The organism is Streptomyces griseochromogenes, assembly GCF_001542625.1.
In the GTDB taxonomy this organism is placed as follows: Bacteria; Actinomycetota; Actinomycetes; order Streptomycetales; family Streptomycetaceae; genus Streptomyces; species Streptomyces griseochromogenes.
In genome coordinates, this window is sequence record NZ_CP016279.1 from 10,291,370 (window position 1) to 10,304,538 (window position 13,169).

Annotated in this window: 10 protein-coding genes and 1 riboswitch; of the genes, 6 read left to right on the top strand and 4 right to left on the bottom strand. The window is 68.7% G+C overall.

Going from position 1 to position 13,169, the window contains the following annotated elements; genetic code table 11:
- Positions 1–130: 130 nt before the first annotated feature.
- The 3 genes from AVL59_RS44925 to thrC all read right to left on the bottom strand — a co-directional run bounded on the left by AVL59_RS44925 (position 131) and on the right by thrC (position 2,452).
- Positions 131–337, bottom strand: coding sequence for a cold-shock protein (locus AVL59_RS44925; RefSeq protein WP_019057200.1), 207 nt, complete (start codon positions 335–337; stop codon positions 131–133).
- Positions 338–769: 432 nt separating this feature from the next.
- Positions 770–1,045 (bottom strand): MoaD/ThiS family protein, encoded by a 276-nt coding sequence (locus AVL59_RS44930; RefSeq protein ID WP_067315998.1) that lies wholly within the window; start codon positions 1,043–1,045, stop codon positions 770–772.
- 123 nt (positions 1,046–1,168) lie between these two features.
- Positions 1,169–2,452: a threonine synthase gene (gene thrC / locus AVL59_RS44935; protein ID WP_067316000.1), complete on the bottom strand. Its 1,284-nt coding sequence runs from the start codon at positions 2,450–2,452 to the stop codon at positions 1,169–1,171.
- A gap of 17 nt (positions 2,453–2,469) precedes the next feature.
- Positions 2,470–2,611, bottom strand: a riboswitch (SAM riboswitch).
- A 131-nt stretch (positions 2,612–2,742) separates the two neighbouring features.
- Here thrC and AVL59_RS44940 point away from each other — a divergent pair.
- Positions 2,743–3,714: a glucosyl-3-phosphoglycerate synthase gene (locus AVL59_RS44940; protein ID WP_067316002.1), complete on the top strand. Its 972-nt coding sequence runs from the start codon at positions 2,743–2,745 to the stop codon at positions 3,712–3,714.
- An 86-nt stretch (positions 3,715–3,800) separates the two neighbouring features.
- Complete coding sequence (locus AVL59_RS44945; RefSeq protein WP_099053234.1) at positions 3,801–5,219, top strand: alpha,alpha-trehalose-phosphate synthase (UDP-forming); 1,419 nt, start codon at positions 3,801–3,803, stop codon at positions 5,217–5,219.
- A 2-nt stretch (positions 5,220–5,221) separates the two neighbouring features.
- Here the strand turns inward: AVL59_RS44945 and otsB are convergent, their stop codons facing one another.
- Positions 5,222–6,055, bottom strand: coding sequence for a trehalose-phosphatase (gene otsB / locus AVL59_RS44950; RefSeq protein ID WP_067316006.1), 834 nt, complete (start codon positions 6,053–6,055; stop codon positions 5,222–5,224).
- A gap of 210 nt (positions 6,056–6,265) precedes the next feature.
- Between otsB and AVL59_RS44955 the strand changes: the two genes are divergently transcribed.
- The 4 genes from AVL59_RS44955 (at position 6,266) to AVL59_RS44970 (ending at position 13,166) form a co-directional block, all read left to right on the top strand.
- Positions 6,266–6,898 (top strand): LysE family transporter, encoded by a 633-nt coding sequence (locus AVL59_RS44955; protein ID WP_067316008.1) that lies wholly within the window; start codon positions 6,266–6,268, stop codon positions 6,896–6,898.
- Positions 6,899–7,137: 239 nt separating this feature from the next.
- Positions 7,138–9,024: a non-ribosomal peptide synthetase gene (locus AVL59_RS44960; RefSeq protein WP_079147294.1), complete on the top strand. Its 1,887-nt coding sequence runs from the start codon at positions 7,138–7,140 to the stop codon at positions 9,022–9,024.
- Between the two features lies 1 nt (position 9,025).
- Complete coding sequence (locus AVL59_RS44965; protein WP_067316011.1) at positions 9,026–12,019, top strand: type I polyketide synthase; 2,994 nt, start codon at positions 9,026–9,028, stop codon at positions 12,017–12,019.
- Positions 12,012–13,166, top strand: coding sequence for a MupA/Atu3671 family FMN-dependent luciferase-like monooxygenase (locus AVL59_RS44970; RefSeq protein ID WP_079147295.1), 1,155 nt, complete (start codon positions 12,012–12,014; stop codon positions 13,164–13,166). Before AVL59_RS44965 ends, AVL59_RS44970 begins: the two co-directional genes overlap by 8 nt.
- The last annotated feature ends 3 nt before the right edge of the window (positions 13,167–13,169 follow it).

The following is a 13,169-nucleotide window of genomic DNA, read 5'->3' on the forward strand; positions in this document are numbered from 1 at the left end:
TGCAAGCGCCTCGGGGGGATCCGCAGGTGGGCGGCGCCCTCCGGGCCGGGGCAGACCGAAGGGCCCGTACCAGGAGGTACGGGCCCTTCGAAGATGAACAGAAGAACGTCGCTGTCAGTCGACGCGTGCTTCAGCTGGTCGCCAGCCGGACCATGTCCGCCTGCGGACCCTTCTGGCCCTGCGAGATCTCGAAATCGACCCGCTGCCCCTCTTCCAGGGTGCGGTAACCGTCCATCTGGATCGCGCTGTAGTGGACGAATACATCCGCACCACCGTCGACCGCGATGAAGCCGTACCCCTTCTCCGCGTTGAACCACTTGACGGTGCCCTGAGCCATGCCTAACTCCCCTATTACTGGCCCTTGCACAGATCCACACTTCGCGGACCCGGGTCAGACCTCACCCCCCATTGGTCGGGGGCGTGCGCCGGAACGCGTCGACCGCGGCTGAATGTATCTGTCCAACTGCCGTCTGCAACAGGTCAATCGGACGAGAAATCTGGACGCGCCCGTTCCGGAATCTGCCAAGAATTCGGCTGATTTCAGGGTAAGTCGGGCTACTCAAAGTGGCACAAAAGCCGCATACGGCCCGCATACTTTGGCTGCTTCTTATCGGGCGCGCGGCGTGAAATCCGGGGCCTGCGACCCGCAGGTCCGGTACGCGTTCCCCAACTGTACCGCGCTCAATCACACTGAATGGCCCCCTCCGTTTCTCTCACGGGGGAGGCCATTCGATGAACAATCGGTAACCGCGGTTACCGAAGGTAATGATCAGCCGCCGGCGACGGCCGGAATGATGGAGACACCGGCACCGTCCGGGGTCGCCGTTTCAAGACCCTGCTCGAAGCGGACGTCGTCGTCGTTGACGTAGACATTGACGAATCGGCGCAGCTTGCCCTGGTCGTCCAGCACCCGGGCGGCGATCCCGGTGTGGTTCTTCTCCAGGTCCTCGATGACCTCGGCGAGGGTCGCCCCCTGGGCGGCGACCTCGGCCTGGCCGCCCGTGTAGGTGCGCAGGATGGTGGGGATGCGAACGGTGACGCTCATGACGTGTGACCTCCGGTCGGGTGTACGGCCTCAGGGGCGCGGGGCTGTGTTCGATGTGCGGCTTCCGCCGCGTGGGCGCGACCAGCCCCCACCGGCCCGCGGACGAAACGAGTGGGGCGGACCCTAGACGAGCCCGGCCTCGCGGAACGACTCCAGGCTGGGACGAATGGTGGCGGTCAGCCCTGTGCCGGCCACCGCGTCCAGCGTCTTCAGACCGTCTCCCGTGTTCAGCACGACAGTCGTCAGCGTCGGGTCCAGCACACCGTTCTCGATCAGCTTGCGCGTCACGCCCACGGTCACCCCGCCGGCGGTCTCCGCGAAGATGCCCTCGGTCCGGGCCAGCAGCTTGATCGCGTCCACGACCTGCTCGTCGGTCACGTCCTCCACCGCACCACCGGTACGACGGGCGATGTCGAGGACGTACGGGCCGTCGGCCGGGTTGCCGATGGCGAGGGACTTGGCGATCGTGTTCGGCTTCTGCGGGCGGACCACGTCGTGGCCCTCCTTGAAGGCGACCGACACCGGCGAGCAGCCCTCGGCCTGCGCGCCGAAGATCTTGTAGGGCCTGTCCTCGACCAGCCCGAGCTTGATCAGCTCCTGCAGACCCTTGTCGATCTTCGTGAGCTGGGAGCCGGAGGCGATCGGGACCACGATCTGGTCCGGGAGCCGCCAGCCGAGCTGCTCGCAGATCTCGTACGCCAGGGTCTTCGACCCCTCCGCGTAGTACGGCCGCAGGTTGACGTTGACGAAGCCCCAGCCCTCGCCGGCCGGGTCGCCGATCAGCTCGGAGCAGAAGCGGTTCACATCGTCGTAGTTGCCCTCGATGCCGACCAGCTCGCCGCCGTAGACCGCGGCCATGACGACCTTGCCCTGCTCCAGGTCGTGCGGGATGAACACGCAGGAGCGGAAGCCGGCCCGGGCGGCCGCGGCGCCGACGGCGCCGGCCAGGTTGCCGGTGGAGGAGCAGGACAGGGTCGTGAAGCCGAAGGCTCGCGCCGCCTCCAGCGCCTGGGCGACCACCCGGTCCTTGAAGGAGTGCGTCGGGTTGCCGGAGTCGTCCTTCACGTACAGCCCGCCGGTCACCCCCAGCTCACGCGCGAGGTTGTCGGCCTTGACGAGCTTGGTCCAGCCCGGGTTGATGTTCGGCTTGTCGGCCACGTCGGCGGGGACGGGCAGTAGCGGCGCGTACCGCCAGATGTTCGCGGGGCCCGCCTCGATGCGCGCCCGCAGCTCCTCGGTGCCGTAGGCGGAGAAGTCGTAGGCGATCTCCAGCGGACCGAAACACTCCTCGCAGGCGAACACCGGCCCGAGCGGAACCCGGTGACCGCACTCGCGGCAGCTCAGGGCAGCGGCGGGGCCGAGGTCTACGGTGGGATTGCTGGTGCTTGCAACTGTCTGCACAGCCATGGAGGCGAGGCCCTTTCTCCTCATCTTCCTCACGACGCATCTCGCCGTGAGACGGATTTGGCACCTTCCCTAGCCGGGAGCCTCGCTGGAGAACGAGAACCGACTGGAGGGTTGCCGGGGCTTCATCGGGCCGTGTCCCTCTGCCCCTCTGGATGAGCTGTATGTGGTTGTAAACCCGCGGTTGACCCTCGACATGCGATGGTCATCGGCGTTGTTCAAGACTGTAACCGAAGGCCAGGACAGTTGAGATAGTCGTCCGAACCGCGAGACAACGTGAGGAGCCGCTGACTGTGCTGGAAGAAGTCGAGCGCTGGCTGGCCACCCGCTCCTGGTCCGTGACCGATCGCCCGCTCCGTCAGATCCTGGCGGCCAAGCAGCGCACGGGTCAGTCGGTCTCCGTCGTGCTGCCCGCGCTCAACGAGGAGGAGACGGTCGGCGACATCGTCGCGGTCATCCGCCACGACCTCATGGAGCAGTCCCCGCTGGTCGACGAGATCGTCGTCGTCGACTCCGGGTCCACCGACCGCACCTCCGAGGTCGCGGCCGCCGCGGGCGCCCGGGTCGTCCACCGCGACGACATCCTCCCCCGCATCCCGGCCGTCCCCGGCAAGGGCGAGGTGCTGTGGCGCTCCCTGCTGGTGACCAGCGGGGACATCGTCTGTTTCATCGACGCCGACCTGAAGGAGTTCTCCTCCGACTTCGTCTCCGGGGTCGTCGGCCCGCTGCTCACCGACCCGGACGTCGACCTCGTCAAGGCCATGTACGACCGCCCGCTCGGCGCCGAGCCGGATGCGCTCGCCCCCGGCAGGACGGCGGGGCAGGGCGGCCGGGTGACGGAACTGATGGCCCGCCCGCTGCTGAACATGCACTGGCCGCAGCTGGCCGGTTTCGTGCAGCCGCTCGGCGGCGAGTACGCGGCCCGCCGCTCCCTGTTGGAGCAGCTGCCGTTCCCGGTGGGCTACGGCGTGGAGCTGGGCATGCTCGTGGACGCGCTGCACCTGGTGGGCCTGGACGCCCTCGCCCAGGTGGACGTCGGCGTGCGCAAGCACCGTCACCAGGACGGGCAGGCCCTGGGCCGGATGGCCGCGGCGATCTACCGCACGGCCCAGCTGCGGCTGGCCCGCGGCCACCTCGTCCGGCCCTCGCTCACCCAGTTCGAGCGGGGCGAGGACGGATTCGAGCCGCGCACCTACTCGGTGGACACCGAGGAGCGGCCGCCGATGGCGGAGATCGCGGAGTACGCGGCACGCCGGGTGGCCTGAGGGGCGCGCGAGAACGGCTGTATACAGCCCCCTTCTGGGGCAGACCGCACGTTTGAGCGTTTCGGGGCCGGGCTAGGTTGAGGACCATGGCTTCCGCGCACACTGCTGATGTGCTGGTCGCGTCCAACCGCGGCCCGGTTTCGTACGAGGTGCACGAGGACGGCTCGCTGCGCGCCAAGCGGGGCGGCGGCGGGCTGGTCTCGGGGCTGTCGGCCATCGGGCCGGACCACAACGCCGTGTGGGTGTGCGCCACGCTGGGCGACGGCGACCGGGAGGCGGTACGGCGCGCGGGCGGCGGGCTGCTGCCGGCCGAGGAGACCGGCGGGCAGCGGGTGCGCATGCTCGACATCGACGCGGCGGTGTTCACCGACGCGTACAACGGCATCGCCAACTCGGTGCTCTGGTTCGTCCACCACATGCTGTACCAGACCCCGCTGGAGCCGATCTTCGACGCGGGCTTCCGGCGGCAGTGGGCGGCGTACGAGGCGTACAACCAGGCCTTCGCCGAGGCGCTGGCCGAGGAGGCCGCGGACGGCGCGGCGGTGCTGATCCAGGACTACCACCTGGCGCTCGCCCCCCGGATGCTCCGCCGGCTCCGCCCCGACCTGCGCATCGGCCACTTCTCGCACACCCCGTGGGCACCGCCGGACTACTTCCGCCTGCTGCCCGACGACATCGCGGCGGAGCTGCTGAGCGGCATCCTGGGCGCGGACCGGGCCGCGTTCCTGACCCGGCGGTGGGCGGACGCGTTCACCGACTGCTGTCACGCGGTACTGGGACCCGGCATCCCGTCCGGGACCCGGATCGGGGTGCACGGGCTCGGGGCGGACGCGGACTTCCTGCGGGAGCGGGCGCACCGGACGGACGTGAACGAGCGGATGGCCGCGCTGCGGGCGGAGATCGGCGAAGGGCGCCGGACGATCGTCCGGGTGGACCGCACCGAGCTGTCCAAGAACATCGTGCGCGGCCTGCTGGCGTACGAACAGCTGCTGGAGGACCGCCCCGAGTGGCGCGAGCGGGTCGTCCATCTCGCCTTCGCCTACCCGTCCCGGCAGGATCTCGCCGTCTACCGCGACTACACGGCGGAGGTACGACGGGTGGCCGGGGAGATCAACTCGCGCTACGGAACGCCGGGTTGGACACCGGTCCTGCTGCACGTCAAGGACGACTTCGCGCGCTCCCTGGCCGCGTACCGGCTCGCGGACGTGGCGCTCGTCAACCCGATCCGGGACGGCATGAACCTGGTCGCCAAGGAGGTGCCGGTCGTCTCGGACGAGGGCTGCGCGCTGGTGCTGTCGCGGGAGGCCGGGGCGTACGAGGAGCTGGGTGAGGACGCGGTCGTGGTGAATCCGTACGACATCGGGGGGACGGCGGAGGCGTTGCACGCGGCGCTGAGCATGGCGGCCGGGGAGCGGGCGGAGCGCTCCAAGAGGCTGGCCGCCGCCGCTACCGCGCTGCCGCCCGCCCAGTGGTTCCTGGATCAGCTGGGTGCGCTGGAGCGGTGACGTCAGCGCATGTGTGCCGCCAGGGTCCGGAGCAGGGACACGACTCCCTCGGGGCCGTCGGTCACCACGTCCGCCCGCTCGGCCAGTTCCGTCACCTCCGTGCTTCCGCTGCAGACGAGGAGGCCCGGTAGTCCGTCCGAGCGGAGTTTGTCGACTGCCGCGTAGGCGGGGAGGTCGCCCAGGTCGTCACCGGCGTAGAGGACCGACTCGGCGCCGGAGTCGCGGACGTACTCGGTGAGCGCCACGCCCTTGTCCATGCCGGGCGGGCGGAGTTCGAGGACCAGCCGGCCGGGCTCGACGATCAGGCCGTGCCGGGTGGCGAGCTCGGCCAGGGGTGCGCGCAGGGCCTCGAAGGCGGCCTGGGGGTCGTCCGCGCGGCGGGTGTGGACGGCGACGGCGCGGCCCTTCTCCTCGACCCACGTGCCGCGCCAGGCGCCGACGCGGTCCAGGAGTCCGGGCAGTTCGGCGCGGACCGCGGCCACGCCGGGGTGGGGCGGGGGCGCGGTGACCGTGCCGGTCGCGGCGTCCCAGCGTTCGGCGCCGTAGTGGCCGAGGACGACCAGGTGCTCCAGGCCCGGGACGCCCGCGAAGCCGCCGTACCGCACCGCGACCCCGGCGGGCCTGCCGGTGATCACGGCGACGGAGGCCACCTTGGGGGCGAGGGCGGCGAGCGCGGGAACGGTGTCGGGGTGGGCGCGGGCCTGCTCGGGGTCGGCGACGATCGGGGCCAGCGTGCCGTCGAAGTCGAGGCCGATCACCGCGGTGTGCGGCTTCGCGAGCAACGCCTGGAGTCCGTCCCGCCCTGCCTGGGTCGCCGGGGTCGGCAGAAGGTCCATGCATCGACACTATCCAGCGCGGGCGGGACTCACGCCTCCCGCGTGTGGGCCGACGGCATCACCCACCAGCAATCTTTCATGATGCGGAAGCGAATGTCCGCATTATGGATGGCGGGTGCGGAGATAGGCGCCCTCTGCATAAGCTCCCCGACGACCACCGGCCGAAGTTTTCAGCAGGTCGGATCAGAGCGTATTCGGGGGAGTACAGTCATGCCTGTTGACGCATGGATAACTTGTTTCGCCGCGTCGTGGATATTTTCCCTTTCACCCGGTTCAGGATCCGTTTTCTCCATGTCGAACGGCCTGAACTACGGATTCCGGCGCGGCTACATGGGGGCAGTCGGACTGGTACTCGGCCTGTGGGCAGTATTCCTCGCAGTCGTCGTCGGACTCGGGGTCATCATCCAGGCCTCGCCGATCGCGTTCAACGTCCTCAAGTGGGCCGGAGTGGCGTACCTGTTCTACCTCGGCCTGTCGCAGTTGCTGTCCAAGGCGTCGCCCATCACGCTGAACCAGGGGGACACGCCCCGTATCGGGACCTTCACGATCATAGGTAAAGGCATTTCGCTGAACCTGATCAACCCCAAGGGCTACATCTTCATGCTGGCGGTCATCCCGCAGTTCATCGTCTCCGGATCACCGCTCGGGCCGCAGTATGTCGTGGTGGCGCTGACGATGGCGTTCACGGACCTCGTGGTGATGGCCTTCTACACCGGGCTCGCCTCCCGGGTCGCGCTCCGCCTCAAGACGGAGAAGCAGGTCAAAATGCTGAACAAGGTGTTCGGCACGCTCTTCATGGTCGCGGCCGTCGTGCTCGCGACGTTCCAGCAGGCTCACCGCTAGCCGCGGCCGCCCGGCTCCGGGCCACCCGTATCTCGCTGCCGAGAGGGCCGTCGGGGCTGTCGGCAACCACCGGTTCCACCGGTGGGCCGTCGCCGGCCGACGCACGCGGCGCTTCCCGTCCCCGCGCACGCGATGCAGCGTATTTCGAGCCTCCATGCCCGCGGGCATGCGGGCTGCCCGGGCCGGCCTGCCGAGAACACCAGATTCTCACCTGACAGTTCGGTGAGAAGAATCTTGAGATGGAGAGTTTAGCCTTGCAGGCGGTTGGTACTCTATTGCGGCAGGCGTGCGAGAAATTTACTCACGCTGTCGCGATCAACTCCTCTTCCGAATCGATTGAATTCACCGAGCTATTGTCACGCGCCCGGAAAGTCGCGGACGAACTGCAGGAGCAGGGCATCGGGAACGGTGACGTCGTCGGCGTGCTGGGCCGTCGCGGAGCGTCGGTGATCGTGGCAGTCTTCGGAGTCTGGCTGTCCGGCGCGATAGTCATGCTCGTCGACGACGGCCTGCCCGAGGTACGGCGCGAGACGATGCTGAATTGCGGACCCGTCCGGGCGACCATCGACTGCGGGAACGCACTCCGCATCACGCTGCGAGCCGGCCCGGGGGCCGCAGACGAAGGCGCCGTCGGCGAGAGCCTCGACAACGAGGACTACGCCTACATCGCCTTCACCTCCGGATCCACGGGGAAGCCCAAGGCGATCATCGGCAGCCACACGGGCCTGTCACTGTTTCTGGAGTGGCAGGCCGGCGAATTCGGCATCGGGCCGCACGATCGATTCGCGCATCTCACCAACCTGTCCTTCGACGTCTGGTTCCGGGACGCGCTGACGCCCCTGATCAGCGGAGCCACGCTGTGCGTTCCGGACGAGCAGCACCTTGACGCCGCCGGCGTGCGGGAGTTCCTGCGGCAGGAACAGGTGACCGGCCTCCACCTGGTCCCCTCGCTCGGCAAGGTGTGGATGTCCGGACCGGCCAAGCCCGAGCCGATACCGTCCGTCCGCCTGGCCTTCTTCGCGGGAGAGCCTCTGGACGGCGCGCTCGTGCGCAGGTGGCAGGAGTTCTTTCCGCGCTGCCAGGTGGTGAACCTCTACGGCCCCACCGAGACCACGCTGGCTCAGCACTTCTACCGGATCCCGCAGAGCACGGCCGCCGGGATCCAGCCGGTGGGGCAGAACCTCCCCTGCTCGCGGAGCCATGTCCTGGACGAGAACCGGCAAGTCTGCCCGGACGGTGTGGTCGGTGAGATCCACATCTCGGCGGACCATCCCTCGCACGGCTATCTCGTCGACGGCCGGATCGTTTCGCCGTTCGTCGGGATCTGCGTCGACGGGGAGCAGGTCGTCGCCTACCCGACCGGGGACCTCGGACGCCGTACCGACCACGGGGACCTGGAGATCGTCGGCCGGGCGGACGAGCAGATCAAGATCGCAGGTGTCCGGATCGAACTGCAGGAGGTGCGTTCGGCGATCCAGTCGCATCCGAGTGTCCGCGACGCTTTCGTCTGTGCCCTGGAGGACCGGTTCACCAAGGTCATCGTCGCGGTCGTCGAGGGCGACGCGACGGCTGAGCGGCAGCTTCGGGACGACCTGAAGGGGCGCTTGATGAGCGTCATGGTCCCCTCGGTGTTCCTCTACCTTCCCGGGCTGCCGAAGCTCCCCAACGGGAAGGCGGATCGGAAGGCGCTGGCGGAGGCCGCCCGCAGCCACCTCCGGCACCGGGCCGAGCGTGTCGGCGGTACCGGGCTCGAGGGCCGGACGGACCGGTCGGTCACCGACCGATTGGAGCGCATCTGGCTCACAGTGGCCGGTGGCGGCGCGGAGCGGGTGACCGATCGCGAAGTCAGCTTCTTCGATGCGGGCGGGACGTCGCTCACGATCGTTGTTCTCCACTCGGAGATCCAGGCGGAGTTCGGGGTCCACTTTCCACTCGTCCGGCTGTTCGAGCACGCCTCCTTCAATGCTCAGCGCCGGTTCCTCGAATCCCTGAAGGACTCCCGCACCAGCACACCGGACGCCCGGGCGGCTGTCGTCGGCAACGCCGCCCGCGCTCGTGTTCTGTCAGCCAGACGCTCCCGTCGTCTCCAGCAAGCGCACTCCTCTGCCGGATTGGAAAAGGATTAGCATGCACAGCGATTATGACGAGCTGATCGCGATCGTCGCTATGGAATGCCGACTGCCGCAGGCCGCGTCCGTCGAGGAGTTCTGGCAGAAGCTGGTCGACGGCGAGAGCGTGATCACCGATCTGACCGACGCGGAGGTGGCGTCGGCCGGGGTGCCGGAAGAGCAACGGTCGCATCCCGACTACGTCAAGCGGGCGGGAGTCCTCGACGCCGTCGCCGAGTTCGACTCCACGTATTTCGGGTTCTCCGCGCGTGAGGCGGACGTACTCGACGTCCAGCAGCGCCTCATGCTCGAGAAGTCCGTCGCGCTGCTGGAGCGGGCGAACATCGACCCGCAGCGCACCGACCAGCGGATCGGTGTGTTCGCCGGCTCGGGAATGAGCACGTACCTCTTCGGGGCCCTGCGCCGACGGGATCTCGTCGACTCGCTGGGCGAGATGGTCGTCCGTCACGCCAACGACAAGGACTTCCTGGCCACCCGGATCTCCTACAAGCTGAACCTGCGCGGGCCCAGCGTGAACGTGCAGACCGCGTGCTCGACCGGCCTCGTCGCCGTCCACTCGGCCGTGCAGAGCCTGCTGCTGAACGAATGCGATGCGGCCATCGCGGGTGCGGTGTACGTACGCGTCCCGCAGGAGGCCGGCTACCGGTACCAGGTCGGCGGCGTACTGTCACCGGACGGCCGATGCCGCCCGTTCGACTCCGGGGCCAACGGCACCGTCTTCACCAACGGCCTCGGCCTCGTCCTCCTGAAGCGGCTGCGCGACGCGGTCGCCGACGGCGACGAGGTGCACGCGGTGATCGCCGGCTCCGCCGTCAACAACGATGGAGCGGAGAAGGTGAGTTTCACCGCTCCGAGCGTGTCCGGCCAGGTCACGGTGTTGAGAGAGGCGCTGGAGATCTCGGGCGCCCAGCAGACGGACATCACCTACATCGAGGCGCACGGCACGGGGACGGCGCTCGGCGACCCCGTCGAGATCGAGGCGATCAAGCAGGCCTACGGCCTCGACGGTGCACCGTGCGGCATCGGCTCCCTCAAGGGCAACTTCGGACACGTCAACATCGCCGCCGGAATCGTCGGCCTGATCAAGGCGGCGCTGGTGCTCAAGCACAAGTACGTGCCGCCGACGGTGAACGTCCGCGAGGTCAACCCGGCGCTGGGGCTGGACGGATCCCGCTATTTCGTGGTCACGGAGGGCCTTCCGCTCGACCAGGACACCACCGCCTGGATCGGCGTGAGCGCCTTCGGCATGGGCGGCACCAACGGCCACGTCGTCCTTCGCAGCTTCGAACAGGCACCGGCGGCGCCCGCCGCTCCCGCCGACGGCCCCCGCATCCTCACCTTCTCGGCGAAGTCCGAGAAGGCGCTGCGCCGGCAGGCGGCCGCGCTGGCGAAGCATCTCGCGGCCGACGGCGACGCCGCGCCGGCCGAATACGCGCACACCCTGCGCACCGGGCGGACGCGTCATCCCCACCGTGCCGCGCTGGCTGTCGTGGACCGCGCCGAGGCGGTCTCCCGGCTGAAGGCCGAGCGCTACCACGTGGGATCCGAATCGGGCCCCCACGACATCGCGTTCGTCTTCGCCGGGCAGGGAACCCAGCGCACCGCGATGGGCTCCGTGCTCGCCGTGAAGAACGAGACCTTCGCGCGCCGGCTCGACGAAGCGGTGGCCGCGGTGAACGACCACGTGGCCTTCGATCTGTGGAAGTTCCTGGTGGCCGACGGGGAGGCCGACGCCACCGACACGTCCGTGGCACAGCCCCTGCTGTTCGCCGTCGAGTACGCGCTGGCGACGACCCTCATCTATTGCGGCGTCAGTCCCCGCTACCTCTTCGGACACAGCCTCGGGGAGGTGGTCGCCGCCGCGGTCGCGGGCGTTTTCGACCTGCGGACGGCTGCCGAGCTGGTGGCGACCCGGGCGAGGGTCATGGCCCGCTGCGCCCCCGGAGCCATGCTCGCGGTCGATCGGCTGGACCCGTTCGCCGATCTGATCAGCGCGGAAGCGCTGGTGGTCGCGGCACGGAACTCCCCCCAGCAGTTCGTGCTGTCCGGAGCCCACGAGAGCATGGAGACGGCCACCGCGAGGGCCGCGGAGGCCGGCGTCCACCACCAGAAGCTGGCGACCTCCCACGCGTTCCACTCGCCGCTGATGCAGGACGCCGCGGACGACTTCCTGGAGTTCCTGCGCGCCTGCGACATGCGGGCGCCACGGATTCCGGTGGTATCGAACATCACCGGCCGACTCCTCACCGAGTACGAGGCTCGCAGCCCGCACTACTGGGCGGAGCACCTGGTTCGCAGCATCAACTTCGCCGACTCGGTGGAGACGCTGCGTCAGCTGGGCGTGAGCAGGTACATCGAGATCGGTTCCGGCCGGTCGATGAGCAACCTGGTCCGCGCCAACTACGGATCGGACCTCGAACCGACCTTGGAGCTCGCCCAGACGCTGGGTGAACCGGACCACGAGGAAGAGTCGTTCGCGGACGCGATCGCGCTCGGCTGGGCTGCCGACCCCGAGCTGCCGATCGATCACTACGCCAGTGCCGCGCGGCTGGTCTCCCTGCCGACATACGCCTTCGAGAAGGACATCCACTGGGTGGAGCCGAACCTCGGTTTCGGCGCGGAGCCGAGTGCGTGCGAGGTGAGGACTCGGCCGGGAACCCCAGCCGCACGAGAGGAGGAGCCCCCAGAGGCCGGTGGCCGGTCCCAGGACGCCGCGCCGGAGCCGGGCGACGGTCTTCACGAGGCGACCGCGGAGATCCGGCAGGTGGTCGGCACCATCTTCGAAAGCTTCGTCGGCGGAGCGGACGCGGCCGACGAGCGCGGCTTCTTCGAGCTCGGCGGCAACTCGCTCATGGCGATTCAGCTGATCAACAAACTGCGCACCACGTTCGAAGTGGACATCTCCGTGCAGGACTTCTACGAGCACAGTTCCGTCCTGGGAAGCACAAAGGTGATCACGGCGCTGCTGCTCGGGGAGCCGGTCCATGTCTGACGGAGCATTCCTCAGCGCAGGGGACCTGGCGCGGCTGAAGGCGCGCCTGAAGTCCGGGGCCACAGGTGCGGTCGAGCCCCGGGACACGCCGGGGTCCGCGCCGATTCCCGACCTTGGCGTCATCTTCTTCTCCGGGCTGGGCACGGACCGCGATCCCTATGACCTTCTGCTGGACGTCTCCCGCTTCATCGACAGGGCCGGCTTCACCGCCGTCTGGACCCCGGAACGGCACTTCACCGAGGTCGGAGGTGCCTATCCGAACCCGTCCGTCCTGGGCGCGGCACTGGCCGTGATCACCGAGAACGTGCGTATCCGCGCGGGAAGCGTCAACCTTCCGCTCCACGATGTCCTGCGCGTGGCGGAGGAGTGGGCGCTCGTGGACAACCTGTCGGGCGGACGCGTCGATCTCGCGGTGGCGCCCGGCTGGCATGCGCGGGACTTCGTCCTCAACCCCGACGGGTACGAGCTCAGGTCCCAGCTGCTCAATCAGGCCCGGGATCAGCTCCAGGACCTGTGGCGCGGAAACGCCGTCAAGCGGGTCGACCCGCTGGGCGAGACACACGAGGTTCTGAGCTTCCCGCGTCCTGTGCAGCGGCAACTCCCTCTCTGGCTGACGTCGTCCAAGAGCGTGGACTCATGGCGATTCGCCGGCGAAACGGGTCTGAACGTCCTGACTGCGTTGATCAACTTCAGTCCGTCCGGACTCGAGCAGCGAATCGGCCTCTACCGTGAGGCGCGCGCTCGTGTGGGCCTGGACCCCGACGCCGGCGTCGTGTCGCTGATGCTGCACACCTACATCGGCACCGACACGGACGAGGCCGTGGAGCGGGTCCGGCCGGCCATGACCGAGTACCTGAGCTCGTTCGTCTCGCAGCACGCCACCTCGGGGCAGAGCGAGTCGCCGGACAAGTCCCGGACGCTGCAGACGCTCGGCGACGACAGGGACGCCTTCATCGACATGGTGTTCCACCGGTACATCTCCACGAGCTCGCTGATCGGTGACCTCGACCGGGCGCGGACGACCCTGGAGGGCTTCCACGCGATGGGCGTGAACGAGATCGCATGCCTGGTCGACTTCGGGCTGTCCAAGGACGAGGTCATGAAGAGCCTTGCCCGGCTTTCCTCCCTGCTTCGGAAAGGAGCGTGACGC